Source organism: Rhodococcus sp. IEGM 1330 (assembly GCF_033142445.1).
Classification (GTDB): Bacteria; Actinomycetota; Actinomycetes; order Mycobacteriales; family Mycobacteriaceae; genus Rhodococcoides.
Genome location: NZ_JAWLSB010000001.1, coordinates 574,779 through 601,071 on the forward strand (window position 1 = coordinate 574,779; position 26,293 = coordinate 601,071).

21 protein-coding genes are annotated in these 26,293 nt (G+C 66.6%); 13 read left to right on the top strand and 8 right to left on the bottom strand.

Translation table 11 applies throughout. From position 1 onward, the window contains the following. Positions 1-54: 54 nt before the first annotated feature. The 6 genes from R4P57_RS02580 to R4P57_RS02605 all read left to right on the top strand — a co-directional run bounded on the left by R4P57_RS02580 (position 55) and on the right by R4P57_RS02605 (position 7,932). Positions 55-1,296 (top strand): MFS transporter, encoded by a 1,242-nt coding sequence (locus R4P57_RS02580; RefSeq protein WP_317801337.1) that lies wholly within the window; start codon positions 55-57, stop codon positions 1,294-1,296. A gap of 225 nt (positions 1,297-1,521) precedes the next feature. Beyond that, positions 1,522-2,925, top strand: coding sequence for a nitrate/nitrite transporter (locus tag R4P57_RS02585; RefSeq protein WP_317801674.1), 1,404 nt, complete (start codon positions 1,522-1,524; stop codon positions 2,923-2,925). A 61-nt stretch (positions 2,926-2,986) separates the two neighbouring features. Continuing rightward, entirely contained in the window at positions 2,987-5,482 is a 2,496-nt protein-coding gene (nirB, locus tag R4P57_RS02590; RefSeq protein WP_317801338.1) for a nitrite reductase large subunit NirB, read from the top strand. A 121-nt stretch (positions 5,483-5,603) separates the two neighbouring features. Next, positions 5,604-5,996 (top strand): nitrite reductase small subunit NirD, encoded by a 393-nt coding sequence (gene nirD / locus R4P57_RS02595; RefSeq protein WP_317801339.1) that lies wholly within the window; start codon positions 5,604-5,606, stop codon positions 5,994-5,996. Further along, positions 5,993-7,204, top strand: coding sequence for a uroporphyrinogen-III synthase (locus R4P57_RS02600; protein WP_317801340.1), 1,212 nt, complete (start codon positions 5,993-5,995; stop codon positions 7,202-7,204). The genes nirD and R4P57_RS02600 overlap by 4 nt, the downstream gene beginning before the upstream one ends. Then, a complete protein-coding gene (locus R4P57_RS02605; RefSeq protein ID WP_317801341.1) occupies positions 7,204-7,932 on the top strand; it encodes a sirohydrochlorin chelatase in 729 nt (242 codons plus the stop codon). Before R4P57_RS02600 ends, R4P57_RS02605 begins: the two co-directional genes overlap by 1 nt. Here R4P57_RS02605 and R4P57_RS02610 read toward each other — a convergent pair. From R4P57_RS02610 to R4P57_RS02625, 4 genes are read right to left on the bottom strand one after another with little or no spacing between them, the layout of a single operon-like run. Further along, positions 7,886-9,655 carry an NTP transferase domain-containing protein gene (locus R4P57_RS02610; protein WP_317801342.1) on the bottom strand — a complete coding sequence of 590 codons (1,770 nt, stop codon included), beginning with the start codon at positions 9,653-9,655 and terminating at the stop codon, positions 7,886-7,888. The genes R4P57_RS02605 and R4P57_RS02610 overlap by 47 nt on opposite strands. Before the next feature lie 13 nt (positions 9,656-9,668). Beyond that, positions 9,669-10,115, bottom strand: a complete 447-nt coding sequence (locus R4P57_RS02615) for a PaaI family thioesterase (protein WP_317801343.1) — start codon at positions 10,113-10,115, stop codon at positions 9,669-9,671. Then, positions 10,112-10,453: an MGMT family protein gene (locus R4P57_RS02620; RefSeq protein ID WP_317801344.1), complete on the bottom strand. Its 342-nt coding sequence runs from the start codon at positions 10,451-10,453 to the stop codon at positions 10,112-10,114. Before R4P57_RS02620 ends, R4P57_RS02615 begins: the two co-directional genes overlap by 4 nt. Further along, positions 10,454-11,230, bottom strand: a complete 777-nt coding sequence (locus R4P57_RS02625) for an alpha/beta hydrolase (protein ID WP_317801345.1) — start codon at positions 11,228-11,230, stop codon at positions 10,454-10,456. A 100-nt stretch (positions 11,231-11,330) separates the two neighbouring features. Between R4P57_RS02625 and R4P57_RS02630 the strand changes: the two genes are divergently transcribed. Next, the gene (locus R4P57_RS02630) at positions 11,331-14,648 is read left to right on the top strand and encodes an ATP-dependent DNA helicase (protein WP_317801346.1); all 3,318 of its coding nucleotides are present in this window, start codon (positions 11,331-11,333) and stop codon (positions 14,646-14,648) included. Next, a complete protein-coding gene (locus tag R4P57_RS02635; protein WP_317801347.1) occupies positions 14,645-18,061 on the top strand; it encodes an ATP-dependent helicase in 3,417 nt (1,138 codons plus the stop codon). Before R4P57_RS02630 ends, R4P57_RS02635 begins: the two co-directional genes overlap by 4 nt. Here R4P57_RS02635 and R4P57_RS02640 read toward each other — a convergent pair. After that, positions 18,024-18,410, bottom strand: a complete 387-nt coding sequence (locus R4P57_RS02640) for a hypothetical protein (RefSeq protein ID WP_317801348.1) — start codon at positions 18,408-18,410, stop codon at positions 18,024-18,026. The genes R4P57_RS02635 and R4P57_RS02640 overlap by 38 nt on opposite strands. A 105-nt stretch (positions 18,411-18,515) precedes the next feature. Between R4P57_RS02640 and R4P57_RS02645 the strand changes: the two genes are divergently transcribed. After that, entirely contained in the window at positions 18,516-19,583 is a 1,068-nt protein-coding gene (locus R4P57_RS02645; protein ID WP_317801675.1) for a potassium channel family protein, read from the top strand. A gap of 24 nt (positions 19,584-19,607) precedes the next feature. Further along, entirely contained in the window at positions 19,608-20,510 is a 903-nt protein-coding gene (gene nudC / locus R4P57_RS02650; protein ID WP_317801349.1) for an NAD(+) diphosphatase, read from the top strand. Positions 20,511-20,517: 7 nt separating this feature from the next. Here nudC and R4P57_RS02655 read toward each other — a convergent pair whose 3' ends face one another. Further along, positions 20,518-20,787 carry a mycoredoxin gene (locus R4P57_RS02655; protein WP_317801350.1) on the bottom strand — a complete coding sequence of 90 codons (270 nt, stop codon included), beginning with the start codon at positions 20,785-20,787 and terminating at the stop codon, positions 20,518-20,520. A 116-nt stretch (positions 20,788-20,903) separates the two neighbouring features. Between R4P57_RS02655 and R4P57_RS02660 the strand changes: the two genes are divergently transcribed. The 3 genes from R4P57_RS02660 (at position 20,904) to R4P57_RS02670 (ending at position 23,942) form a co-directional block, all read left to right on the top strand. Beyond that, positions 20,904-23,018, top strand: coding sequence for an ATP-dependent DNA helicase UvrD2 (locus R4P57_RS02660; protein WP_411742271.1), 2,115 nt, complete (start codon positions 20,904-20,906; stop codon positions 23,016-23,018). A gap of 144 nt (positions 23,019-23,162) precedes the next feature. Beyond that, positions 23,163-23,468, top strand: coding sequence for a hypothetical protein (locus tag R4P57_RS02665; RefSeq protein WP_317801352.1), 306 nt, complete (start codon positions 23,163-23,165; stop codon positions 23,466-23,468). A gap of 153 nt (positions 23,469-23,621) precedes the next feature. Then, on the top strand, positions 23,622-23,942 hold the full coding sequence (locus tag R4P57_RS02670; protein ID WP_037189857.1) for a WhiB family transcriptional regulator: 321 nt from the start codon (positions 23,622-23,624) through the stop codon (positions 23,940-23,942). 34 nt (positions 23,943-23,976) lie between these two features. On the opposite strand, the gene R4P57_RS02675 is transcribed toward R4P57_RS02670, so the two are convergent. Both R4P57_RS02675 and R4P57_RS02680 read right to left on the bottom strand, forming a co-directional pair. Next, positions 23,977-25,287: an ABC1 kinase family protein gene (locus R4P57_RS02675; protein WP_317801353.1), complete on the bottom strand. Its 1,311-nt coding sequence runs from the start codon at positions 25,285-25,287 to the stop codon at positions 23,977-23,979. Positions 25,288-25,379: 92 nt separating this feature from the next. After that, complete coding sequence (locus R4P57_RS02680; RefSeq protein WP_317801354.1) at positions 25,380-26,273, bottom strand: hypothetical protein; 894 nt, start codon at positions 26,271-26,273, stop codon at positions 25,380-25,382. Between the last annotated feature and the right edge of the window lie 20 nt (positions 26,274-26,293).

The window sequence follows — 26,293 nt, forward strand, 5'->3', positions numbered from 1 at the left end:
AGCGTCGATAGTACTGCTTTGCACCCAATGATCCGGTCATCCTATGATTGTGCGGTGAGTGCGCCCACCGTCCCCGCCGGCCGAATCGTCGGTACGTCGCTTCTGCGCGGGCGAATTCTGGTCTTCTCCGCGATCGTTCTGTCTGCACTGACGCTGCGAGCTGCAGTGACCTCGATCAGCCCGCTGTTCGGCAGGATCGGCACCGACCTCGAGTTCGGCGACACGGTCGTCGGCGTCGTCGGAATGTTGCCCCCGGCGATGTTCGCCGTGTTCGGCCTGGCAACACCGTTTCTCGCCAAGCGCACGGGCCTCGAGCGCGCCGCACTGCTCGCAATGGCGCTCACCACCATCGGCATGGCCACCCGTGCGTTCGCACCGAACACCGCGTCGTTGCTGGCGTTGTCCGCCATCGCCCTCGCAGGTATGGGAATCGGAAACGTCGTCATCCCGCCATTGGTCAAACGGTACTTCTCCGATCGTCTCGCTGTGGTGAGCACCATCTACATCTGTGCCCTGCAGGTCAGCACCATGGTCCCGCCGCTGCTGGCCGTATCCGTCGCCGATGCTCACGGGTGGCGTGTGTCCATCGGGATCTGGGCCGTCGTCGGCGTTGCGGCCGCGCTTCCGTGGCTCGGTGTGGTGGTGGCCCGTCGCGGCCGCGACGAGAAGGACGTGACGGCCGAGTCCGGATCGGCCGCGGTGCACGCGCCGCCGGGTGGCCGAATCCAGCGGTCGTCGCTGGCGTGGGGAATGGTCATGATGTTCGCGATGACGTCGCTGATCACCTACGCGATGCTGACGTGGCTGCCGACGTTGTTGATCGATGCGGGTATCGGTGAAGCGTCGGCCGGAGCCTCGGTTGCCGCGTTCGGTGCGATGGGCCTGATCACATCGCTGGCCGCGCCGACTCTCTGCGCGCGAGTGCGCAATCCGTATGGCATCGTGGTGGTCGCGGCGGCGTGCTACCTCGGCGGCTTCGCGGGCCTGCATTGGTCGCCGACGGCCGGCACGGTCGTGTGGGTGTGTTTGGTCGGGCTTGGCACGATGACCTTCCCGATGTCGCTGACGCTGATCAACCTCAGGACGCGCACCGCGGTGGGATCGTCCTCGCTCTCCGGATTCACCCAGGGGCTGGGTTACGTCGTGTCCTCGACCGGCCCGATTCTGTTCGGGCTGTTGCACACGCGGTCCGGCGGATGGGGACTCCCGTTGGTACTGCTGACCGGATGCGTGGCGGTTCTGCTGGTCGGAGGCTTCCTGTGCTGCCGACCGAGGATGCTCGAAGACACTTGGTGACGCACGGCGACCGTTGATGCTCATCTCACGTCGGTGCCGGTGAGCGCGTGAGACCAAGTTAATCTTCCGAGTCACCGCACGCAGCGCCGCTGCAACATGGCTTTCCTATGTTCGGTTCACACACCGATCAGGAGGCCACACGTGACCAGCCTTTCTCGCAGCGCTTCGGCAGATGCCGGCTCAGCCACCACGGCGACCGTTCCGCCCGGAACAGTTCCCGTCTCCGTGAACCATCACATCGCGCACTGGAATTCCGAGGACGTCGAGGCCTGGGAGGCCGGCGGCAAGCAGATCGCCAAGCGCAATCTGATCTGGTCGGTCATCGCCGAGCACGTCGGATTCTCGATCTGGTCGATCTGGTCGGTGATGGTGCTGTTCATGCCGTTGTCGGTCTACGGCATCGACGCGGCGGGCAAATTCTTCCTCGTGGCCGTCCCCACACTCGTCGGCGCGATCCTGCGGATTCCGTACACCTTCGCCACGGCCAAGTTCGGCGGGCGCAACTGGACCATCTTCAGTGCTCTGGTGCTCCTGATCCCCACCGTGCTGACGATGTACTTCATGCTCAACCCGGCGTCGTACACCACGTACATCATCGTTGCGGCGTTCGCCGGACTCGGCGGCGGTAACTTCGCATCCTCGATGACGAACATCAACGCGTTCTATCCTCAACGCGAGAAGGGATGGGCGCTCGGCTTGAATGCGGGCGGCGGCAACATCGGTGTGCCCGTCATCCAGCTCATCGGCTTGCTGGTCATCGCCACCATAGGTAACACCGCCCCCGAGATCGTGTGCGCCGTCTATCTCGTCTTCATCGCGCTCGCCGCCGTCGGTGCCGCGCTGTACATGGACAACCTGGACAACCAGAAGACCAACGGGCGCTCCATGATCGACGTGTTGAAGTTCTCGGACTCGTGGTGGATCGCCTTCCTGTACATCGGCACGTTCGGATCGTTCATCGGCTTCAGCTTCGCGTTCGGCCAGGTACTGCAGATCAACTTCCTCGCCGGACTCACCGACGGAGCCCCCGCAACTCCCGCTCTGCAGGCGCAGGCATCGCTGCAGGCAGCTCAGATCGCTTTCATCGGACCGTTGCTCGGCTCGCTGTCGCGGCCGTTCGGCGGCAAGCTCGCCGACAAGATCGGCGGCGGCAAGATCACCCTGTACACGTTCGTGGCCATGACGTTCGCCACCGGAATTCTGGTCGCGGCCAGTACCTGGGACGATTCCACTCCCGGGGCGGCCAGCGGCACGGTTATGGTGCTCTTCGTCGTCGGATTCATCGCACTCTTCCTGCTCTCGGGACTCGGAAACGGATCGGTCTACAAGATGATCCCCGCAATCTTCGCCGCGAAATCGGTTGCACTGCAGGGTATGACGGTCGACGAGCAGCAGCACTGGTCACGCAAGATGTCCGGCGCACTCATCGGCATCGCCGGTGCGATCGGCGCTCTCGGCGGAGTCGGAATCAACCTGGTGCTTCGGGCGTCGTACTCGGGAACCGCGAAGTCCGCCACGACGGCGTTCTGGGTGTTCCTCGCCTTCTACATCGTGTGCGCCCTCGTCACGTGGGCGATCTACCTGCGCAAGACGAACTCCGCCGATGCCGACGCTCCGGTAGCCGTCTGAGGATCCATCACCGGCAAGAACGAAACACTCTGCACAGCAACGTAGATCGGAAGGACCCGCAATGAAGAACGCGGTAGTGGTAGGTCACGGGATGGTCGGACACCGATTCGTCGAAGCGTTGCGTGCGCGCGACGAGGCGGCCGAGTGGAAGGTCACGGTCCTGTGCGAGGAGGCACTGGCGGCGTACGACAGGGTGGGACTGTCGTCCTACGTCGGTGCCTGGGACCACAAGGAACTCGCTCTGGCGGGCAACGACTATCCCGGTGACGCACTCGTCGAGATGCGCACCGGAGTACGTGCCGATCGCATCGACCGTGACCACCGCACCGTCGTGACCTCGGCGGGCGACACCGTCGAATACGACGCTCTCGTCCTCGCCACCGGTTCCTACCCGTTCGTGCCGCCGATCACCGGACACGACCTGCCCGCATGCTTCGTCTACCGCACCCTCGACGACCTGGACAAGATCCGTGCCCGCGCCGACGCCGCGGGACCGGGAGCCGTCGGTGTGGTGGTCGGCGGTGGCCTCCTCGGTCTCGAAGCGGCGAATGCGCTGAAGAAGATGGGCATGACCCCGCATGTCATCGAGTTCGCTCCACGATTGATGCCGCTGCAGGTGGACGAGGGCGGCGGCGCGCTGTTGGCTCGCCTCGTCACCGAACTCGGGTTGAACGTACATGTGGGAGTCGGCACGTCGTCGATCTCCGAGAACGACAGCGCCGGCCTGACGGTCGAACTGAGCGACGGCAGCACTATCGACGCCGCGCTGCTGGTGTTCTCCGCCGGTGTGCGTCCCCAGGATCGGCTGGCACGCGAGAGTGGGCTCGAGGTCGGTGAGCGCGGCGGCATCATGGTCGACATCGGTTGCAGTACCTCCGATCCTGCCGTCTACGCGATCGGCGAATGTGCTGCGGTCGAGGGTCGGTGCTACGGCCTGGTCGCTCCCGGGTATTCGACGGCGGAGGTCGTGGCCGACCGCTTGCTCGGCGGCGCAGCGCAATTCCCGGGTGCCGACATGTCCACCAAGCTCAAGCTGATGGGCGTCGACGTCGCGAGCTTCGGCGACGCGATGGCGGCCACACCGGGTGCGCTCGAGGTGGTGTTCAGCGATGCGCCCAAGGGCACGTACGCCAAGCTCGTCGTGACCGACGACGCGAAGACCCTCCTCGGCGGCATCCTCGTCGGCGACGCCTCCGCCTACTCGCTGCTTCGTCCGCTCGTCGGACGGCAATTACCCGGTGATCCGGGTGCCTTGATCTCACCGGCAGCCGAACAGGTCGGTATCGGTGCGCTGCCCGACGACGCCGAGATCTGCTCCTGCAACGGCGTGAGCAAGGGTGCCATCTGCTCGGCGATCGCCGACGGGGCCTGCGATCTGGCGGCCGTGAAGAGCTGTACCACCGCGGGCACCACCTGCGGCGGATGCTTGCCCTCGATCAAGTCGTTGCTGGCGGCATCCGGGGTGGTGCTCTCGAAGTCGTTGTGCGAGCACTTCGCTCAGTCCAGGGCCGAGCTGTTCGAGATCGTTCGGGCCACGAACACCCGCACCTTCTCGTCGCTGATCGCCAAGTACGGCACGGGAACCGGCTGCGACATCTGCAAGCCCGTCGTGGCATCGATCCTCGCATCGACGTCCTCGGATCACATTCTCGACGGCGAGCAGGCGTCGTTGCAGGACACCAACGATCACTTCCTGGCCAACATCCAGAAGAACGGCACCTACTCGGTGGTGCCCCGGATGCCCGGCGGCGAGTGCACGCCCGAGCAACTCATCGTCATCGGTGAGGTCGCCCGCGATTTCGGGCTGTACACCAAGGTGACCGGGGGCCAGCGCATCGACATGTTCGGTGCCCGCGTCGAGCAGTTGCCGGCGATCTGGAAGCGCCTCGTCGACGCCGGAATGGAATCGGGCCAGGCGTACGGGAAGTCGCTGCGGACGGTCAAGAGCTGCGTCGGATCGAGTTGGTGCCGTTACGGCGTCCAGGATTCGGTGGGGATGGCGGTCGACCTCGAGAACCGCTACCGGGGTCTGCGGTCGCCGCACAAGATCAAGTTCGGCGTCTCGGGTTGCGCGCGAGAATGCGCCGAGGCCCGCGGCAAGGACGTCGGGATCATCGCGACGGAGGGGGGCTGGAACCTGTACGTGGGCGGCAACGGCGGTCAGTCACCCAAGCACGCTCAGTTGCTGGCCTCCAACCTCGATGATGCCACCCTGGTCAGCTACATCGACCGCTACCTCATGTTCTACGTGCGTACCGCCGACCGGCTGCAGCGCACGGCACCGTGGCTCGAATCGCTCGACGGGGGACTCGATCACCTGCGAGCGGTCGTGTGCGAGGACAGTCTCGGGATCGGTGCCGAGCTCGAGGCCGACATGGAACGCCACGTCGCCGGATACAAGGACGAGTGGGCAGGCGTGCTCGAAGACGACGAGAAGCTCGGTCGATTCGTCTCCTTCGTCAATGCTCCGGACGAGGCCGACCCCACCATCGCATTCGACGAGTCCGGGGCGCGCAAGGTACCCGTGCTGATGGGAATGCCGCGTATCGGCGCGTGAGCCGGCGCTGGAACTGACAACCGGCAGGTCACGAAACTGAGTGCATGTGCACAGACGAGTAATCGCGACTTAACGGGTCAGAAACACAAGCAACGTGGAATAGCTGATCAGGAGGTGCGCCATGACTGTCATCGATTCATCAACCGTGAAGTCAGCAACAGCGGTACCGAACGGCATCGCTCGTGATTGGACCCCGGCCTGCACGATCGACGCGCTGATTCCGGGGCGCGGAGTGGCGGTGCTCCTGCGAGGCGGCACCCAGGTGGCGCTGTTTCTGCTCGACGACGGACGGCTGTTCGCGGTCGGGAACATCGATCCGTACGGGCGCGCAGCAGTGATGTCACGCGGACTGGTGGGGGACCGCGGGGGCGAACCCACCGTCGCATCGCCCCTGCTCAAGCAGGCCTTCTCCCTGGTCGACGGGCGCTGCCTCGATGACCCGCAGGTCACCCTCGGATCGTTCGAGGTCTCCTGCGTCGAGGGCGTCGTGCTCGTCCGCGGCGGATCTAAGTGAGCGAAATCGCCGGGGCAGCAACGCCTCTGGCCGGGTTCACGGTCGGGATCACCGCGTCGCGTCGGGCCGAGGAGTTCGCGACTCTGCTCGAGCGACGCGGGGCCACCGTGATGCATGCCCCAGCAATTCGCATCATCCCATTGGCCGACGACGCCGAACTCGAACGCGTCACCGCCGCCGTCATCGCTGATCCGCCCGAAATAACCGTAGCCACAACAGGAATCGGCTTTCGTGGCTGGATCGAGGCAGCGGACGGGTGGGGTCGGGCAGAAGAACTGGGGCGTGCACTCGGCGCGTCCCGCCTGCTGGCTCGCGGACCGAAGGCGAAAGGAGCCATTCGAGCGGCCGATCTGCGCGAGGAATGGTCGCCCGCCTCGGAGTCCTCTGCGGAGGTACTCGAACATCTGCTCGCCGAAGGGGTGGAGGGCAAACGCATCGCAGTGCAGCTTCACGGCGCAACCACCGAATGGGAGCCGGTTCCCGATTTCTGCGAGGTGTTGCGCTGCGCGGGTGCCGAAGTGGTGCCGGTGCCGGTGTACCGCTGGACCGCGCCCGACGACCAGAGCCCGATGGACCGGATGATCGAAGCCGTCGTCGTCGGCGATCTCGATGCCCTCAGCTTCACCTCGGCACCGGCGGTGGCGTCGATGCTGATGCGCGCCGACGAGAACGGCGTGCTCGAACCGCTGCTGCAATCGATGCGAACGAGGGTGCTGCCGGTGTGCGTCGGGCCCGTCACGGCCGCGCCGCTCGAACAACTGAACGTGGCCACCACGCAGCCCACACGAGCGCGGCTGGGGGCACTCGCGCGGCACATCGCCGAGGAGTTGCCGAGGCGAACCGGCCGGCTGCATGCAGGCGGACACGTGGTCAGTGTCCGCGGTAAGTGCGTGGTGGTCGACGGTGAAGTTCGACCGGTGTCCCCGGCCGGCATGGCGCTGATGAAGACACTGGCCCGCAATCCCGGGCGCGTCGTCTCTCGCGAGGTTCTGTTGGCGTCGCTGCCCGGCGGAGGCGGCGACACCCATGCGGTGGAAACCGCGATGACCAGACTCAGGTCCTCGCTGGGCGCGCCCAAAGCAATCCAGACCGTGGTCAAGCGTGGCTATCGCATCGCACTCGATCACATCGAGACCGAAACGGACTGCGATTCCGACGAGCCCGCCGTGCACTCGCGTGCGGCCGTCGTAGAAGGGGGAAAGTACTGATGACACCGACTCTCGTGTTGGTTGCACACGGCACCCGAAACCCCCGTGGTGTCGAGATGATCGCCGCACTCGCCGATGCCGTGTCGACGCAGATCGGTACCACGCGCGTGGCATTCGTCGACGTACTCGGGCCGTCCCCGGCCGAGGTGCTGCGCGATACCTCCGATTCGGCGGTCGTCGTACCGGCATTCCTGGCGTCGGGATATCACGTTCACACCGATGTGCCGCGAGAGATCGCCGACAGCGCCCACACGTCGGTCACGGTCACCCGCGCTCTCGGACCCGACCCCGTGCTGGCCGAGGTCATGGTCGACCGACTGCGCGATGCAGGATGGCAGGAGGGTGACTGCATCGTGCTCGCTGCCGCAGGATCGTCCGACGCTCGTGCATTGGAAGAACACCGGCGCGCGGCGGCGATGCTGGCAGACGTCGCTCGGGTCCCGGTAGGTATCGGCTACGTCGCCACCAGTACCCCCACCGTGTCCGACGCGGTGTCGACTCTGCGAGAAGCCGGGCACGCACGTGTGTTCGTGGCGTCGTATCTGTTGGCGCGTGGGCTCTTTCACACTCGTTTGGGTGACGCCGGTGCCGACGGCGTCGGTGAACCGCTCGGAGTGCATGCCGCGATCGTCGATCTCGTGGTCGCGCGCTACCGCGAGGGCGTTCGATCTCTCGGTGAAACTAGCGGTGCGGCAACGGAAGAATTGTCACCGGCTCGTCGGCGCTGACCTCGGCCGGAATCACAGCCAGTGCGTCGCGGCCGACGAGGTGAGCCAGGTGCGCCGTGCGGACCTGGCTGTCTGCTCGCCACCGGGTGCCATCCGCGGTGACCGGGACGATGCGAGGAGTCGAGGATCCAACCTCGGCGGCATTGGACAACAGGCCGATCCGAGACGGGCGGACGGTTCTCCCGGTCAGGGCATCGACGATGGCGGGCGCGGTGAGCATCGCGGTACCGACGGCCGCCAGCGGGTTCCCCGGTAGGCCGAGCACCACCGTGCCGTCGGGCAGAGCCGCGGTGATCTGAGAACCGCCGGGACGCATGCGCATTCGCCCGACGACGGTCTCGGCATCGAGGCCGGCGAGCGTGGCGCGGAGCTGATCGGCGGCCCCGCCTCCGGTTGCCCCGACGACGATGATCACGTCCACATCCTGAGTTCGAGTCAGCACGTCTCGAAACCCCGTCGCGGAGTCGTCGAGCAGCGTCACATCGACCACGGCGATGCCGCAGTGTGCCAGGTACTCCGGCAACACCGACCCGAGAACGTCCCTGGTCTCGCCGGGAGCGAGCGGTCCGGTGGATCGAATCTCGTTGCCGCTGACGACTACTCGTCCGCGTACCGGACCGCGCACCGCCACCTCGAACACCTCTGCACTGGCGGCGAGCGACCGTACTGCGGCATCGATCGGGGTGCCTGCTGCGACGAGTTCGGTACCGGGCAGCCAGTCCTCGCCGCGTCGACGCGTGTCGTCGGACTGCGGGGCCGTCGGCATGCGCCGAGCCGATCCGTCGGACTCGCGGGTCATGTATTCGTCGCGAACCACCGATGTCGCTCCGGGCGGAAGCGCAGCACCGGTCGCGATGCGCACGGCCGTTCCTTCGGTGAGTCGGGCGATGTCGGAGCTTCCGGCGTACGCGATATCGGACCGCAGCGTCCACGGTTCGGTGCCGCAGACGGCGTAGCCGTCCATCGCGGAGATGTCGACCGCCGGCAACGCGGTCTGGGACACGAGCGGTTCCGCGAGGACGGTTCCGGTACTGTCCGGCAGGGGAATTCGCCGGATCGGCAGGGCGGCGAGCCGGCTCCTGATGCGTTCGAGTGCGTCGCTCACCTCGAGCGTCTCCGACGGCCGTACGGCGAGGCGAGCGGCGAGAAGATCGGCGGGGGTGTCGCAGTCCTCGACACCGGACACCGCGATCACCAGATGATCGGCCGGAAGGATCGTGCGCATGGGCGCGCCCTCCACCGAATCCAGCTGTGCCAGCACGGAACGCAGTGCGGAACGACGCCAGACTCCGAGCAGGAATTGCGTGCGGCCCGCACCGTCGCGGGCGAAGACGGCGTCGGTCTGCGAGTGCGATATGGAACCGATCAGCGACTCGACCGCCGCGGCGTCGAGAAAGGGCAGATCCGACGCGACGACCACCACCAGATCTGCTGTGTCGTCGAGTGATCGCAGGCCCGCGGCGAGGGCGGCGACGGGCCCACCGCCTGCCGGAGACTCGCGAGTCTGCACCACGTGCTCGGGCACTCCGGTACGGGTCGGACCCACCACAACCGTTCTGCGGCAGATCGATACTGCGTCCACGGCGATGTCGACCATGCGACGCCCGCCGACGGTCATGGCAGGCTTGTCGATCTCCTGCGGCGCAGTGGGGTGCTCGGGATCTGACATCCTCGACCCTCGGCCGCCGGCGAGAACGATCGCGTCGCAGACCGGCTGAGTCACGTTGCGAGCTCTGTCATGTCGGCAGCGGCACGTTCTGCAGGCGCACTTGCCCACGTGCGATGGTCTTGCCGCTGTCGGAGGCGGTGATCGTGACCAGCCACAGTTGCTGAACGCGGCCCTGCTGCAACGGTTCTGCGACAACGTCGACGCGGCCACCCTTGCTGGCGCGCAGAAAGTCGGTGCCATTGTGGACGCCGACTGCGAACTCACCGCGTTCCTTGACCGCCTCGCTGGCACCGATGCTGGCGGCGCTCTCGACGGCGGTGGTGTAGACGCCGCCGTGGACGACGCCCCACGGCGTGAAGTGCTCGTCCGTCAAATCGATGTGGCCTGCCACTCTGGTGCCCGAGACCTCGTCGACGACGAGACCAGCGGAGGCGACGAAGCTGCTCGCCTTCGACAGTGCGAACTTCGCCGTGGGGCGTGGATCGAACTGCTCGAATGCGTCCCTGATGTTCATTCTCCGAGATTAGTGGTCGGTGCAGGTGGCGGTGGGAGCGCCCCGAAGTCGAATCGAATCGAGGTCAGTGGCACGCGCCCGTCGTGAATCGGCACGCCTTCGCTGCGCAGAGTCTCGAGCTGTCGCGAGGCCAGGTGCGGGGCTGGCTTTCCACTCGCGCCGAGGACTCGATGCCAGGGCAGGTCGGCAGAATCGGTGCGCATGATCCATCCGACGATGCGAGGGCTCGACAGGTCTGCGGCGGCCGCGATGTCGCCGTAGGTGGCAACGAACCCCGGGGGGATCGACGCGACCAACGCGCGAACTCTCTCGACCTGGGCTTCGGTGATCGGGGCCATCTACAGCAGGGATCGCACCAGTTCGGCGACCTCGACCGGCTTGGCCTGGCCGACCATGTGATCGCAGTCGAGTTCGACGGTACGCAGGTTCTCGCCCAGTCGATCTCGCAGCGCCGAGAGGAATTCTTCCGTGACATAGGGGGGTTGGACGCGCATAGCCCGCACCACGATGGTCGGGATGCTCTCGGCGGGAACCACGATCGGCCGAGCGAGCTCGCCCCACGTCGCGACGATCGCCGGAATCGACATTCGCCACGCGACCTTTCCGCCGTGGGCGGGGACCAGGTGATCGGCAACCTCGCGGTCGAGTAATTCGGTCGGTACATCCGCCCACGCCCCGTGGATCTTCTCCGAGCGCGCCTCGTCGGCGTCGGTGTATTCGGGGGACTTCGCGGTGGCCTCGGCCACGTCGAGCAGCTCCTCCGGCGGCAACGCGATCGCGGGGTCGAGCAGCACCAGGGCGCGTACCGCTTCGGGGAACCTCTGCGCGAGGTGCACGGCCAGCGCGCCGCCGTACGAGTGGCCGAGGACCACCACCGGTCCACGCGCATGGGCGTCGAGCACGGATTTCAGAGCGGTGACCTGAGCGTCGATGTCCCAGGGCGGTGTGGACGGAGAATGCCCGTGACCGATGAGGTCGGGTGCCAGAATCCTGGCCTCGGGTAGGTGGTTCTCGGCGAGATCCCACCACCGGGCACCGTGTCCGGTGACACCGTGGACGGCGAGGATTTCGGGACCGTCTGCGGGTCCGAACGTATGCAGATTCAACTCGGGCACGTCGACCACTATGCCGTATGCACGGCCGCGACTCCGGTTCGACGGGTATCGACGACTGCCGTGGCCCGGTCTGTCGGTGGTCCGTGATTGCATCTGTGTCATGAGCTCGGACGGCAGACACGGCGCGACGGTCACTCTCGTCCGTGCACCCAAGGTGGCTCGCCCGGCACGTGAGTGGACCGGCCCGGCAGCTCGGCTGCTGTCGTCGACACCCGACTCGGCAGCAGAGGCCGCGAAAGGCGCTCCCCGATGGAATCCGTGGCAGATCCTGGGTGGTCCCGGCACGGGTAAGACCTCGCTCGTGGCCGACTACGCGGTCTCGCGCATCGTCACCGGCGATCCGGAGTCGGTTCTGGTGCTCACGCAGTCCAAACGGGCGGCAACCGCGGTGCGCGAGGTCATCACCTCGGGTCTCTTCAGCGGCGATCACGCACTGCGGGCAACTCGTGAACCGTTGGTGCGCACGGTGCACTCCTACGCCTTCGCGGTGCTGCGGCTGCAGGCCTCGCTGTACGGCAATCCGCCACCGCGATTGCTGACCGGTGCCGAGCAGGACGCCGTGGTGCGCGAGATGCTGCGCGGCGATCTCGAGGACGGGGCAGGCGACTGGCCGGAGCGGCTACGTCCGGCGCTGGGCACCGCGGGCTTCGTCACTGCGGTGCGAGACATGATGCTCAGGTCCGCCGAACGCGGGGTCGGTCCGGAAGACCTCGTCAAACTCGGTCGCAAGCACGGCAGACCCGAGTGGGTTGCCGTCGGGAGGTTCGCTGCCGGATACGAGCAGGCCATGTTGTTGCGCGGTGCCGTCGGAGTGGAAGCGGCCGGAGCCACCGCACCGGGTCTGGACGCCGCCGAGCTGATCGGTGCCGCGCTCATGGCGTTCGCCACCGATCCCGAACTGTTGCGCAGCGAACGCGCCCGCATCCGGCACCTCGTCGTCGACGACGCGCAGCACCTCGATCCGCAAGCGGCACAGCTGGTTCGGCTGATCGGCACCGAGACAGAATCCACCGTCGTCGCCGGGGATCCCGATCAATCCGTGTTCACCTTCCGGGGTGCCGACCCCACCTTCGTGGCCGACCTGGTCGAGGTGGACTCGCCGCGTCGCGTGATGCTCACTCGCAATCACCGGTCCGTGCCCGAGGTCGCGGAGCTGACCGACATCGTCGCCGGACGGCTGCCCGGGCTCGGTCGGCACCGCTGTCCCGAACCGGTGGGCACCGCCCGCTTCGGTGAACCGGCAGCACGAGTGCACGTCGTGTCCTCGCCCGCGAAGGAGGCGGCAATCATCGCCGACGCCATGCGTCGTGCCCACCTGATCGACGGCATGCCGTGGTCCGAGATGGCGATCGTGGTGCGGTCCGTGCCGCGCACCCTCGCACCGTTGCGTCGGGCTCTGCACGGCGCAGGGGTCCCGATGATCACCCCGACCTCGGAGCTACCGCTGCACCGCCAGCACGGGGCCGTGGGTCTCCTGCTGGTACTGCGGGCGATCTCCGATCCGAGCTTCGACGGTGAAGATGCACTCGCGTTGCTCTCCGGGCCGATCGGCGGAGCCGACCCGGTGGGTCTGCGGCGATTGCGCCGGGGCGTGCGCAGGCTCGAGCTCGCATCGGGCGGCGAGCGCGACTCGGCCGAGCTGCTCAGAGTCGTACTCACCGACGACGCTCGGGGGAGCGCCGGGTGGACCGGCGGACTCTCGGATGTGGAGTCCGCCCCGTTGCGCAGAGCCCTCGGTGTGATCCGGAAAGCGCGGGCGCTCGCCCGCACGGGCCGCGGTGTCGAGGACGTGTTGTGGGCCGCGTGGCAGGCTTCGGGGCTCGAGCGCCGTTGGTCCACCGCGTCCGCCTGGGGTGGTTCGGCAGGTACTCAGGCCGACCGCGACCTCGATGCGGTGGTGGCGCTGTTCGACGCGGCGGCAGCATACGTCGACAGGTTGCCCCGGGCTCAGATCGGTGGGTTCCTCGATTACATCGCCCAGCAGGAGATTCCCACTCTGAACTCACACCGCCCCACGGTTCGGGCCGACGCGGTGACGCTACTGAGTGCGCATTCTGCCGCGGGTCGGGAATGGGAGCTCGTCGCGGTTGCCGGGGTGCAGGAAGGGCTGTGGCCGGGTCTGCGGTCACGCGGCAGCCTCCTGGGCACCGACACCCTGGTCGACCTCGCGTCCGGCAAGGTCGATGCCGCTGCGGCGCTCGACGGGCGACTGTCGAAGTCGGCACCGTTGTTGGCCGAGGAGCGCACGCTGTTTCTGGTGGCGTGCAGTCGCGCTCGATCGACCTTGCTCGTCACAGCCGTCGATTCCAGTACCGGAGATGCCGATCTGGTCCGATCGCGATTCGTGGACGAACTACGCGGCATCGACGGCGTAGGGGAGTCGGATCTCGCACCCGGGCTTCCCGGGCCGGAGACTGCGCACCGAGTGTTGGCGCTGCCCATGCTGGTGGCCGAACTCCGTAGTGTGGTGTGCGATCCGGTTGTCGCCGAGCAGGATCCGGACAAGCGAGCCCGAGCGGCCCGGCATCTGGCCACTCTCGCCGACGCCGGCGTCCGAGGCGCGCATCCCGACGAGTGGTTCGGGGTGGCAGGGCCCAGCACCGACGCGCCGCTGTGGCAGCTCGGCGACGGTCCGGTGCCGCTGTCGCCGTCGACTGTGGAACAACTCACCACGTGTCCGCTGCGGTGGATGCTCGAACGTCACGGCGGCAACGACGGCACCAACACTCATGCGGTCACCGGCACGCTCGTGCACACTCTCGTCCAGGCGGTGGCCGGTCGAATACCACCGGAGCAACTCCGTCGCGCTCTCGAAACAGCATGGGATGCAGTGGATCTCGGATCGCAGTGGTACTCACGGCACGAGCTCGACCGGACCGGCGCGATGCTCGAGACATTCGAGACCTGGCTGCAGGGCAGTCGAGGCGAGCTCACCGAGGCCGGAGTCGAAGTGCGCGTCGACGGCATACTCGACGCTCGGTCGGAGGACGAGCCGGCGGTGGCTTTGCGCGGCCGCATCGACCGACTCGAGCACGATCCGGACGGTCGGCCGGTGATCATCGACGTCAAGACGGCCAAGACCGTGATGTCCAAGGAGGATGCCCGCAACCACCATCAGCTGGCCACCTACCAGGTCGCCGCGGCAGCCGGTGCCATCGAGGGCGAGCCTGCGGGCGAACCCGGCGGAGCGCGGCTGGTGTTCGTCGCCAAGCCCCACAACAAGGACGGGGCCACGCAGCGTGTCCAGGAAGTGCCGACACCGGAGAAACTCGAGGAGTGGCGAGACACCGTGCACCAGGCCGCATCGGCAACGCAGGGACCTACGTTCGAGGCGCGGATCAACGACGGCTGCAGGCACTGCCCGGTCAAGTCCAGTTGCCCGGCACACGAGACGGGTAGGCAGGTGACCGAGCAGTGACGACATCGACGAAGACACGGGCAGGTTCGGTGCGGGTGTCGCCGGTCGAGCTCGCCCGGGCACTCGGGCAGAAGCATCCACCGACCGACGAACAAGCCGCCGTGATCGCAGCGCCGCCCGGCTCGACGCTCGTCGTCGCGGGGGCAGGTGCGGGCAAGACCGAGACCATGGCTGCCCGCGTGGTGTGGATGGTGGCCAATGGTTTCGTCGATCCGGACCAGGTTCTGGGTCTGACCTTCACGCGAAAAGCCGCACAGCAGTTGACCTCTCGGATCAGAGCTCGGCTGGCGCGGCTGGCCGGATCCGATCTGATGCGCGCACTCGATCCCAGTCTGGCACTGCGCGAGCGAATCCTCGGTGCCGAGCCGGAAGTGAGCACCTACCACTCCTATGCAGGCCGATTGCTCACCGAGCACGGCTTGCTGTTGCCGATCGAACCGTCCGCGACACTGCTCTCGGAAACCGAACTGTGGCAGCTGGCCCACCGTGTCGTCAGTACCTGGGACGGCGATCTGGACACCGACCGCAACCCCACGTCGGTGACCGAGGCGGTACTCGCGCTCTCCGGTCAGTTGGCCGAGCATCTGGTCGATCCCGAGGATCTGCGCCACGCGCACGTGGAGCTGGAGAAATTGGTGCACACGCTCGGGCCGGGGCCGCGACAACGCGGTGGCCCCACCAAGGAGTTGCTGAACATCCTCGACGCGCAGCATCAACGAATCGGGTTGTTGCCGTTGGTGGAACGGCTGGCGCAGACTCTGCGGCGCGAGGGCGCACTGGATTTCGGCTCGCAGATGTCTATGGCGGCGCGGGTCGCTGCCGAGCATGCCGAGGTGGGAATCGCCGAACGGCAACGCTTCCGGCTCGTGTTGCTCGACGAGTACCAGGACACCGGGCATGCTCAGCGCGTCCTGCTGTCGTCTCTGTTCGGTTCCGGCAGCGACCCGCAGTTGGCCCTGACCGCCGTCGGCGACCCGATGCAGTCGATCTACGGGTGGCGCGGCGCATCGGCAGCAAATCTGCCTCGGTTCGCCACCGATTTTCCGAAGGCCGACGGAAGCCCCGCACCTCGGCTCGAGTTGCTCACCAGCTGGCGAAATCCGCCCGAGGCATTGACGCTCGCCAACCTGATCACCGACCCACTGCGCCGCGTCGGCGTGCCGGTGCCGACTCTGCGGGCCCGCCCGGGTGCGGTTCCCGGCGATGTTCGACTGGCCGTCACCGATACCGTTCTGGGCGAACGAGAGTGGATCGCCGACCGGATCGCGGGGGAGTACCGCGCTGCCCTCGAACAGGATCGCACACCGCCCACCGCCGCGGTTCTGGTGCGCCGCAACGCCGACGCCGAGCCGATCGCGGAGGTGCTGCGCAGCCGCGGGTTGCCGGTGGAGGTCGTCGGGCTCGGTGGATTGCTGCACGTTCCCGAGGTGGCCGACACCATCGCGATGCTGCGGCTGGTAGCAGACCCCACTGCCGGTAGCTCGGCGATGCGCATCCTCACCGGCTCTCGGTGGCAGATCGGGCCGACCGATCTGCGGGCACTCTCGCAGCGCGCCCGAGAACTCGAGATCCGTGGCGGATACGATACTGCGGGCCGCGTCGACGACCCGCAGGCACTCGATGCGGCGCTCGGTAGCGCCCTGCCCGGCGAGCAGTCGGAGCAGGCCGGTCTGGCCGACGCGATAGCCGATCCCGGTCCGGCCGAGCGGTACTCGGAGGTGGGGCACCGCCGGATCGTCGCCCTGGCGGGCGAGCTGCACCTGCTGCGCGACCGAATCGGTCAGCCGCTGACGGAATTGGTCGGCGACATCGAACGGATCATGGGCATCGGTGTCGAAGCTCAGGCCCGCACGCCGATCAGCACCGACGGCGCGGTCGGTCGTGAACATCTCGACGAATTCGCCCATGTGGTAGCCGATTACGCCGACAATCCGACCGCCACGGTCACCGGGTTCCTGTCGTTCCTCGCCGCCGCGGAGACAGTCGAGGACGGCCTCGCCCCCGGTGAGGTCGACGTCGCCCCCCATCGCGTGCAGGTGCTCACCGTCCATTCCGCGAAAGGCCTCGAATGGGAGGTGGTGGCGGTCCCGCACGTGGCGAAGGGGGTGTTCCCCTCCTCGAACGCATCCTCGACCTGGCTCGGGGCGATGGCCGAACTGCCGCCGTCGTTGCGCGGTGACCGCGCGCTCGACGGCGAAGGCTCGGAAGGGGTTCCGGTCCTCGAACTCGACCGGCTCCACAATCGCAAGGACCTCGAGGACGCTGTCAAGGGCCACAAGGATGCGTTGGCGAGGCGTCGACTCGCCGAGGATCGCCGACTGTTCTACGTGGCACTCACCCGAACCGAACGGGTGCTGCTGGTATCCGCGCATCATTGGGACGAGACCACCACGAAGCCGCGTGGGCCATCGGAATTTCTCGACGAGTTGCACACGCACATAGAGCAATTCGCCGACATTGCGGTGATCGAGCAGTGGGCACCGGCCCCGGAGGACGGGGCGTCGAACCCACTCGGGGCCGTGCCGCACACCGCGTCCTGGCCACGCGATCCACTCGGTCCCAGACGAGGTGCGATCGAGAGCGGCGCGCAGGAAGTGCTGCGCGCGCTGGCAGATATCTCGGCCACACCGAGCGACGAGTGCGACGGGGTTCAGGATCGAACCCCGGAGGACCCCGAGAACTGGGCCGCGGACGTCCATACTCTGCTGGCCGAGCGGGCCGCGAGATCGGTCGCAGGAGTCGACGTGGCTCTTCCCGGCAACCTGTCGGTGACGCAGCTGGTCGACCTCGCGGCGGACCCCGATGCGTTGGCGTCACGCCTGCGGAGGCCGCTGCCGTTCCCGCCGAACCCGTTGGCGCGCAGAGGAACTGCGTTTCACGCCTGGATCGAACGGAGGTTCGGCGCGACCCGACTGCTCGACCTCGACGAACTGCCGGGCTCGGCCGACACCGGGGCCTCGGCCGACGTGGACCTCGAAACCCTCCAGCAGGCGTTTCTCGAATCGGAGTGGTCGCTCCGCAGCCCCGTCGAAGTGGAGGTGCCGTTCGAGACCTCCGTGGCGGGAACGGTACTGCGAGGACGCATCGACGCAGTGTTCGCGGACCCGGACGGCGGCTGGACCGTCGTCGACTGGAAGACGGGCGCAGAGCCGACGGCGTCGGAACAGCGGGCGGTAGCGATGCAGCTTGCGGCCTACCGGCTGGCGTGGGCCGAGCTGATGTCGATCGGGCGCACCGAACCGGTACCGCTCGACCGAGTGCGCGCAGCGTTCCACTACGTGCGCAGCGGTCACACCATTTCGCCCGAGAACCTGCCGGACGCAACAGAATTGGCCCAGCTGCTGGAGGGCCCGGCCGGGTCCGAGCGGCCGGGGGCTACGGTGCGTTCCGACGAGCCTTCAGAGCCTCGGTGACCAGTGGAATCTGCAGCGGCAGACGGGCGATCATCGCTGCTTTGAGAGCCGGCGAGCTCTTCGGGCTCTGCACGTACTTCCATGCCAGGTTGATGTTGGCGGGGAACACGACGACGAACAGGGCGGCCGCGAGTGCACCGCCCAGTCGACGGGTCCGCGGTGCGGCCAGCGTCGCAGCCACGGCGAGTTCGGCGACGCCCGAGACCTGCGTGTAGGTCCGCGCCGAACCCGGCAATGCAGCCGGTACCTGGGCATCGAAGAACTTGGGGGTGACGAAGTGGAGAATTCCGGCTCCGGCGAGCAGTCCCGCGAGACGCAGTGCGGCTGCCTGACTCGATCTCTGTGTCATATCCATACCGTGCCACACCCAGCGTCGTCGGCACAGACGCCTGGCATGGGGTTACGCTGCGTGCCGTGAATGATCTCGACTTCGGTGAGTACCTCGGCGGGCGACGTGGCAGGTAGGTTGCGAGCGCGCCTGAGTGACAGCGGCGCGCTGACCGACAAGCCCGACTTCGCCCTCGTCGGCGTGCTCCGGGTACCGGAACTCGAATCCAGTCCGTGGAGCGCGATCTACAAGCGGGTGCTGATGGCGCTGTCGATCCTCTTCCTGGCGGCATTCGTCGTGTACCTCGATCGGGACGGCTACAGCGACAACCAGAACGGTGAATTGTCCTTCCTGGACGCGTTCTACTACGCGACGGTGTCGTTGTCCACGACGGGATACGGTGACATCGCACCGATGAGTCCGTCGGCGCGACTGGTCAACATCTTGGTCATCACACCCCTTCGGGTCCTTTTCCTCATTCTGTTGGTCGGTACCACGCTGTCGGTTCTCACCGAGCGGTCCCGGCAGGCATTCAAAATTCAGCGATGGAGACGCAGCGTGCGCAATCACACCGTGGTCATCGGTTTCGGCACCAAGGGCCGTACCGCAGTGGACGCGATGCTAGGAGATGGCGTGTCGGCGTCCGACATCGTCGTCGTCGACACCGATCAGACGGTTCTCGACGCCGCATCGGCGATGGGCTTGGTCACTGTCCACGGTTCGGCGACGAAGTCCGACGTGCTCAGACTCACCGGTGCCCAGCACGCGTCGGCCATCATCGTGGCGACCAATCGAGACGACACCGCTGTGCTGGTGACTCTGACCGCCCGCGAGATCGCTCCGAAGGCCAAGATCGTCGCGGCCATCAGGGAAGCGGAGAACACGCACCTGCTGCGTCAGTCCGGTGCCGATTCGGTGGTTGTGTCCTCGGAGACCGCGGGCCGTCTGCTCGGGATCGCCACGTCGACTCCGTCCGTGGTGGAGATGATCGAAGATCTGTTGACCCCGGAGGCGGGCTTCGCGATCGCGGAGCGCGAAGTCGAGCGTGACGAGGTGGGCGGTTCTCCGCGGCACCTCAGCGACATCGTTCTCGGAGTGGTGCGGGGCGGCAAACTGTTCCGAGTCGGCACTCCGGAGGTCGACGCGATCGAGGCATCCGATCGATTGCTCTACATCCGTCGCGTGGGTGACTAGCCTCGGCCAAGTAGGGTCGTGCGCGTGCCGAACTTCCAACTCGCCCACCCACCTCGACTGTCCCGATCGCCACTGAACAGGGCAGAAGAACTGCGCCGAGACACCGCAGCGTTGGCAGCGGGTTGGCGGACTGCTCGCATCCTGGACGTGGACGGCAGAGGCAGATTCCCGGTGGACGAGAACGGCCTGGTGCTCGGCCCTGCCGCAGACGTTGCTGCCGAGCCGACGGCCGATGCGGTCTTTCTCGGAATTCACGGCGATCGACATCTGTGGGCCCGCCGGGTGGAGGTCGTGGCAGGCACGGTCGGCGATGTGCGTACCGACGGTGATCGATTGGACAGCGACGCGTTGTCGATGGTGACCGGTGCCCTGGCGATCCTCAATTGGCATGCGAGCGCGCAGTTCAGCTCACTCGACGGTGCGCCGTCCGTTCCGTCGAGCGCGGGGTGGTCGCGGACGAGCACGTCCACCGGTCACGAGGAGTTCCCGCGTACCGATCCGGCGGTGATCTGTCTGGTTCACGACGGTGGCGATCGAGTGCTGCTGGCGCGAGCACCTGCGTGGCCCGAGCGTCGGTTCTCGGTGCTGGCGGGTTTCGTCGAGGCCGGTGAGTCGCTGGAAACCTGTGTGACACGGGAGATCAGAGAAGAAGTGGGCCTGGACGTCTCCGATATCGAGTATCTGGGGAGTCAGCCCTGGCCGTTTCCGCGTTCGGTGATGATCGGGTTCTCCGCCGTCGCCGACCCGGAGCAACCGCTGCACTTTCAGGACGGCGAGATCGCCGAGGCGCACTGGTTCGATCGATCGGAGGTCGTCGCCGCGCTCGAACTCGGCGATTGGGGATCGGATTCGACATCCCGGTTGCTGCTCCCGGGCTCGATCTCCATTGCGCGCGGAATGCTGGAGGCGTGGGCGGCGACGACCTGACGCTCGATCAGAGCGACAGCGCCTGCTTCACCTGGGCCAGGCTCGGGTTCGTCGCGGTCGATCCGTCGGCGAACAGCACCGTCGGCACCACGTGATTTCCGTTGTTGACGCTGCCGACGAAGTCAGCGGACTCCGGGTTCTGCTCGATGTCGATCTCGGCGTACTCGATTCCGGCCTCGTCGAGCTGGGTCTTGAGCCTGCGGCAGTAACCGCACCACGTGGTGGAGTAGACGGTCAGCGCGGCCGGGGTCTGCGGGGTGTTCTCGGTAGTGGTCACACCGACAGTCAACAGGAGCGCCGACGCGATTGTTCCGGCCGACACCTGCGTCGGCCGTTCGCCGCCCGGTTCGGCCCCGGGTGGAAGTGTCGGTACGCACTGACACAATGGACCTCATGGCTGACGACGCGATGACCGCCGGACTCGATCCGGAGCAATCCGCGGCGGTACTGGCTCCTCGCGGCCCGGTCTGCGTTCTGGCCGGTGCGGGCACGGGAAAGACCCGCACGATCACCCGACGCATCGCCCACCTCGTCTCTGCCGGGCACGTGTCCTCGGGGCAGGTGCTGGCGGTGACGTTCACCGCGCGCGCGGCCGGCGAGATGCGTGGCCGCCTGCGCGAGCTCGGTGTCGGGGGAGACGGTCCTCCGGTGCAGGCTCGTACGTTTCACGCCGCGGCCATGCGCCAGCTCAAGTACTTCTGGCCGCAGGTGGTCGGCGACACCGGATGGCAGCTTCTCGATCGCAAGTTCACCGTCGTCTCGCAGGCGGCGAACCGCGCCGGGGTGTCGACGTCGACGGACGCCATCCGAGATCTTGCGGGAGAGATCGAATGGGCCAAGGGATCGTTGATCGCACCCGAGGACTATCCGCGCATCGCGTCGAGCAATCGCCGTGACGTTCCGATGGACGCGACCAAGGTCGCCGCCGTGTACGCCGGCTACGAGGAGCTCAAGTCCCGCGGCGGCGACGGGATGTTGCTCGATTTCGACGACCTTCTGCTGCACACGGCCGCTGCGCTGGAAGAACATTCGTCGGTGGCCGACGAGTTCCGCGAGCGGTACCGCTGCTTCGTCGTCGACGAGTATCAGGACGTGACGCCGTTGCAGCAACGGGTACTCGACGCCTGGGTGGGCGAGCGTGACGATCTCACCGTCGTCGGCGACGCGAACCAGACCATCTATTCCTTCACCGGCGCATCTCCGCGGTATCTTCTCGACTTCTCACGGAAGTACCCCGAGGCCACCGTGGTTCGGCTCGAGCGCGACTACCGTTCGACGCCCGAGGTGGTGTCGCTGGCGAACCGCGTCATCGGAGCCGCTCGCGGTCGCATCGCCGGCACCCGATTGCAATTGATCGGTCAGCGCGAGCCAGGACCCGAGCCCGAGTTCTTCGAATACGACGACGAGCCTGCGGAAGCCGACGGTGTGGCGCGTGCGATCAAGAGGTTGATCTCGAAGGGAGTCGAGCCGGCCGAGATCGCGATTCTGTACCGCATCAACGCACAGTCGGAGGCACACGAGCAGGCGTTGACCGAGCTGAAGATCCCCTATCAGGTGCGCGGCGGTGAGGGGTTCTTCACCAGACCCGAGGTGCGGCAGGGAGTCAACGCGTTGCGGCAGGCAGGCGGTCGCGACGATCTGCCCGACGGCGCGCAGGCGGGCGAGGGACTGCCGGCTCTGGTGCGAGCGGTGCTGGCCCCGCTCGGCCTGACGGCAACCGAGCCGACGGGTGCACAGGCCCGCGAGAAGTGGGCATCGCTCGGCGGTCTGGTGCAGCTCACCGAAGAACTGCTGGTCCACGAGCCGGACCTGACCCTGGAGAAATTGTTGGGGGAGCTCGCCGCACGGGCCGAGGCGCGGCATCCTCCGACGGTCCAGGGCGTCACTCTCGCCTCGCTGCACGCGGCGAAGGGACTCGAGTGGGACGCTGTGTTCATCGTCGGTCTCGCCGACGGCACTCTGCCGATCTCACACGCGATCGGTAACGACCCCAGTGCCAACAACGAGGCGGCCGTCGAGGAGGAACGCAGGCTGCTCTACGTCGGTGTCACGCGCGCTCGAGTTCACCTGCATCTGTCCTGGGCACTCGCCCGCAACGAGGGCGGACGCAAATCGCGGCGCCGGTCGAGGTTTCTCAACGGTCTGATTCCCGAGGACTCACCTGCCTCGCGTATCGCAGCGCCTGCTGCCAAGAAGTCCGGTCCCAAGTGCCGGTTGTGCGGCAAGCCGTTGATCGGCACGTCCGCGACCATGCTCGGTCGGTGCGAGAGCTGTCCGTCGAACGTCGACATCGCCCTGCTCGATGCACTGAAGTCGTGGCGATTGGACAAGTCCCGCGAACTGAAAGTGCCCGCGTACGTGGTGTTCAGCGACAACACGCTGACGGCCATCGCGGAACAGCAACCGCAGGACGAGCGTGGGCTGGTGGCGATTCCGGGAATCGGAGCCAAGAAACTGGAGCGGTTCGGCGAAGAAGTCCTCACCGTGGTGCGGACCTCGGATACCTGAAGCGGAGGTATGGAAATTTCCGTGAAACCGCAGGTAGAAAATAACTTGTGCAGATATCGGCGGGGGGCTTAGTCTGTTTCACGTGCCGCGGGAGATCGCGCACTGTCCAATCCGCCTACGAGACCAGAACAGGAGCTGAAGAAAATGATCACCACATTCCACGCCGCCGTTGCCCACGCAACCGTCGCGTTCAGCCCTGTCCTCGGCACGGCACCTTTCGGAGTTGCCCCCCTCGGCACTCATGCCGCCGCCGCAGGCTCTGTTGCGCAGACGTGGATTCGTTCCTCCGCTTTCGGCCCCATCCACGAGTCCGCCTATGCGGCCTCGGAGTCGAATTCCGCCCAGGTCGCCCTGGCACCAGGAGCGAAAGCCGTTGCTCAGGCAGCCCGACGTCACCGCGCACCACGTGCGTCCGTGCTCGACAGCAGACACCGACTTCACTGTCGGTAGACGCTTCGACAAGCCCCACCAGGCCACGGACCCGCACTCGCGGACCGTGGCCTTTCTCGTTCAGGTAGTTCCTCTGTCCGAGCGTGAGGCCGACAGGTTCGCATCACCCCTCGAACCGATAACGACGCCGCACGAAAAGTAGAGGAGACCGACGTGTCAACCGCCACGATCCGGACGACATGCCGACCAGAGTCCGAGAGTGCCTACGCTGCACAGTATTCGACCGAATCGGTCGAGCTGGCACTGTCGGTGCCATGCCGAGCGGCGAACCCCGACATGTGGTTCGCCGACACCCCTGCCGAACTCGAGCAGGCCAAGGCGCTGTGCGCCGAATGCCCCATCCGGCGCACCTGCCTGAGCGCGGCCCTCGACCGAGCCGAGCCGTGGGGCGTGTGGGGCGGCGAGATCCTCGAGCAGGGTGTCGTCATCGCCCGCAAGCGTCCCCGAGGACGGCCGCGGAAGAACGCAGCATGACGTCCGAGACCGGTGCCCGGTTTCGCCGAACGAATCAGTCGGTGAAGCCGGGCAGCCACTCGGTGAGGATGGCCATGTACGGCGCGTAGGCGTCCAGCTGCGCGCAGATTCCGACCAGTCCGCCGAGCACTCGGAAGATCATCACGTACTCGGCAGGCATGTTCAACGCGCGAACGGTGCGGAACTGCGCACTGTTGAAATCTGCAGCGGTGCCCGCGGCTTTCTGCAGCCAGGCCCTGGTGAAGTGGAACGATTCGGTGTGGATCGGGTCGGTGAAGGGACGCAGGTAATCCTCGATCTCCTTCTCTGTCACCGTTCGGCCCGGCACCACGAAGCCGCTCTCCGTGAACAACACCACGAGCTCGTCGAACTTCTCGTCACGCGCGAGCGAGACCATTCTGCCGAGAACCGGAGGGAGGCCATCGGGCATCGGAGCGCACGCACCGAAATCGATGACGCCCATGCGTCCGTCGTCGAGCATCATGAAGTTGCCCGGATGAGGATCGGCGTGCAGCAACTTCGCCCGCGCCGGTGACACGAATGCGAACAACGCCAGCAGTTCGCCCGCCTGATTACGTTCCTCGGCCGTTCCGTTCGCGATCACATCGGCCAGCGGCCGACCCGTCATCCATTCGCTGACAACGACTTTGGGTGCGCTGGCGACGATCTTGGGAATGGCGAACTGGGGATCGCCCGCAAATTCCTTGCTGAAGGCACGTTGATTCGCCGCCTCGATGCGGTAGTCGAGCTCGTCCTCGGTACGGGCCGTCAATTCTTCGAGCACCGGCTTGACGTCCGTGCCCGCGAGCACCGTGCTGAACAGGTTCGCGAACCGCGACAGCGTCTTGAGATCGGAGCGCAATGCGTCGTCTGCGCCGGGGTACTGGATCTTGACCGCGACATCGCGTCCGTCCGACCAGGTTGCGCGGTGCACCTGTCCAATGCTCGCCGAGGCGATCGCAGTGTCGTCGAAATCGAGAAAACGTGACCGCCACGCAGTTCCGAGTTGCTGGTCCAACACCCGATGCACGGTCTTCGCGGGCATGGGCGGGCCCTGCGCCTGCAGCTTGGTCAGTGCCTCGCGGTACGGCTCCGAATACTCCTCCGGAACGGCCGCTTCCATCACCGAGAGCATCTGCCCGAGCTTCATGGCACCGCCCTTGAGTTCCCCGAGAACGGAGAAGAGCTGTTCTGCTGCTTTGGCGGCCATATCCGCATCGATTTCGTCGCGGTTGCCGCCGGCGAGCTTCTTGCCGAACCCTACGGCAGCACGACCGGCCATTCCGAGGGGAATGCTGGCCAGTTTTGCAGTGCGAGTCGATCCACGGCGCGGTATGTCAGACACAGCTCCATCATGGCTGAACCTTCCGACAATTGCTCGGACCGCCCCGCGCCGACCCTTATCGGTCGAGGTCAACTCGCTTTCGGTGCGGTTCGTCAATGCCAGCAATCGCAGTGCGGATGCTTGGACCACAGGCGTTTGTGCACGGTTGTTCCGCTTGCTGCGAAGTCCAGTTCCATGGTGCAGTCGGCGGTCTCGGGAAGCGCGGCGTCGGAACGGCCGATGAGGTTCTCCAACTGAGCGAACGCGAACGCTGCCGTGGCCAACACTGTCGCGCTGCTGGCTTGGCCGACCGTGCCGAGCAGTTGGGCGGACAGATGCGGCCACTCCGGCTCGAAGTCGCAGCGCGTCAGATCTGCGCAGCGCAGGCAACTCGTCCGCCCGGGCAACACGAAAGGCCCGACGATGCCTTTCCCGTCTCGTAGCCGCACCTGCAGATGTGGGATGCGCAGACGCACCAGATCGGTCACCAGTCGAGGTTCGGCAACCAGATCGTCGGCCAGTACCACGACGTCGTAGTTCCACGACCTCACCGCCGAGTGCGGGTAGCGCGTCGGAGTCAGACTGGTCCGGCTCACTGCGACACCTGTTCGACTCAGACCGGAGGCCAACGCGTCCGAGATCGGACCCCGCCCCACCAGGTGGACGGTCTTCACCGCCCCCGGTCCGGCCTGCGAGGCCCGCAGCGAGGCGTCGGGCACCACCGGTTCGCTCGTGCCGTGCATCAGCAACCCGGAATCCTCCAATTCGCCCAGCATCGCCGATGTCCGATTGGCGGACAGTCCCAATGTCATTGCGTGACAGACGATGTGAGGTCTGGAGTGGCCCGCGGCGAGGAGTCGGAGGATTTCGAGTATCGAGCCCGGCTCGGCACCGGGAGGTGGAGTGACGACGACGCTGGTCTCGGGATTCCAGCCCAACTGAACGGTGCCGTCTCGACGCGGCAGAATTGCCACCGCAGGATCGAGTCGAACGGTCGGTGTGATCATGGAACACACTCTGACAGCGC

Bases quoted from the DNA above. Each gene is read 5' to 3' on its own strand.
- R4P57_RS02605 (WP_317801341.1), top strand. From the start codon at position 7,204: ATGACACCGACTCTCGTGTTGGTTGCACACGGCACCCGAAACCCCCGT.
- nirD (WP_317801339.1), top strand. From the start codon at position 5,604: ATGACTGTCATCGATTCATCAACCGTGAAGTCAGCAACAGCGGTACCG.
- R4P57_RS02620 (WP_317801344.1), bottom strand. From the start codon at position 10,453: ATGGCCCCGATCACCGAAGCCCAGGTCGAGAGAGTTCGCGCGTTGGTC.
- R4P57_RS02680 (WP_317801354.1), bottom strand. From the start codon at position 26,273: ATGATCACACCGACCGTTCGACTCGATCCTGCGGTGGCAATTCTGCCG.
- R4P57_RS02630 (WP_317801346.1), top strand. From the start codon at position 11,331: ATGAGCTCGGACGGCAGACACGGCGCGACGGTCACTCTCGTCCGTGCA.
- R4P57_RS02640 (WP_317801348.1), bottom strand. From the start codon at position 18,410: ATGACACAGAGATCGAGTCAGGCAGCCGCACTGCGTCTCGCGGGACTG.
- R4P57_RS02660 (WP_411742271.1), top strand. From the start codon at position 20,904: ATGGCTGACGACGCGATGACCGCCGGACTCGATCCGGAGCAATCCGCG.
- R4P57_RS02615 (WP_317801343.1), bottom strand. From the start codon at position 10,115: ATGAACATCAGGGACGCATTCGAGCAGTTCGATCCACGCCCCACGGCG.
- R4P57_RS02665 (WP_317801352.1), top strand. From the start codon at position 23,163: ATGATCACCACATTCCACGCCGCCGTTGCCCACGCAACCGTCGCGTTC.
- nirB (WP_317801338.1), top strand. From the start codon at position 2,987: ATGAAGAACGCGGTAGTGGTAGGTCACGGGATGGTCGGACACCGATTC.